Origin of the sequence: Mesorhizobium sp. M7A.F.Ca.CA.002.04.1.1 (genome assembly GCF_004022805.1) — a bacterium.
In the GTDB taxonomy this organism is placed as follows: Bacteria; Pseudomonadota; Alphaproteobacteria; order Rhizobiales; family Rhizobiaceae; genus Mesorhizobium; species Mesorhizobium ciceri.
Genome location: NZ_RZPL01001086.1, coordinates 1 through 1,197 on the forward strand (window position 1 = coordinate 1; position 1,197 = coordinate 1,197).

Here is a 1,197-nt window from a genome sequence, read left to right on the forward strand (position 1 = left end):
ATCGAAGGTTTCGCCGGTGATCTTCTCACCGGCTATCGGCGTGCCGATGATGTCGGGAGGCGTCTCCCGGCCTTGCCTGACGGTGCCTTCGCGCGTCGCGCGCACCGCCGCCATGGCGACCACATCGACATCGGCGCCGGTGAAATTCGCCCGTGCCACGGCGCGGTCGGCAAGCCGCCGCACGATCGCCTGCAGCCGGTCATGGCTTTCGTGATGCAGATGGTCGGCCTTGGTCGCGGCAACCAGGATGCGGTCGATGCGCCGCGAGAACAGATCGGTGAGGAAGCTGCCCCGGCCGGGGCGAAAACAGCTGAGGATCTCGGTCACCGCGCGTTCCAGGTCGGCCATGGCGCCCGGGCCGGCGTTCAGCGCCTGCATAGCGTCGATCAGCACGATCTGGCGGTCGAGGCGGGTGATGTGTTCCCGGAAAAAGGGTTTGACGACATGCGTCTTGTAGGCCTCATAGCGCCTGTCCATCATGGCGTGCAGCGAGCCTGCGCGCGGACGGTTGTCGCCGATCGCGGCCAGTGGCGCGAAGGTCAGGGCCGGCGAGCCTTCGAGATCGCCCGGCATCAGGAAGCGGCCGGGCGGCAAGGTCGAAAGCGCCCGCTCGTCGAGCTTGCAGGCCTTCAGATAGGCGGCGAAACTCTCGGCCAGGCGGCGCGCCGTCATCTCGTCGGCATCGGCGTTCGGGTCGATCCCGGCCGATAGTGCCCGCCAGGCTTGCGACAGGTCCTCGCGCACCGGCAGAACGGCCATCTCAAAGGCTTCGTGGGAAAAATCGGCGAAGGATTTGCCGAGCAGCGGCAGATCGAGCAGCCATTCGCCGGGATAATCGACGATATCGACCGACAATCTGCCCGAGGAAAACATGCGGCTCCAGCCGGAAGCCGATTCATATTCGATGGTCAGCCGCAGCTCCGAAATGGCGCGCGTCGAATCGGGCCAGACGCGGTCGTTGACCAAGGCTGCGATGTGGTCCTCGTACTGGAAACGCGGCACCGCGTCGTCGGGCTGCTGCTCGAGGAAGGCGCGCGCGATGCGCCCCGATTTCTGCGCCTCGAACAGCGGCAGGCGCCCGCCATGGATCAAATTGTGGACAAGGGCCGATATGAACACCGTTTTGCCGGCGCGGGACAATCCGGTCACGCCGAGGCGCAGCGATGGGGAAAAAAGCCCGGTGGCGCGGCCCGATAG

At 66.1% G+C, this 1,197-nt stretch carries 1 protein-coding gene; it reads right to left on the minus strand.

What is annotated here, in order from left to right:
* The coding region (locus ENZ75_RS32345) for a YcjX family protein (RefSeq protein WP_128278639.1) at positions 1-1,197 on the minus strand (1,197 nt) is incomplete at both ends.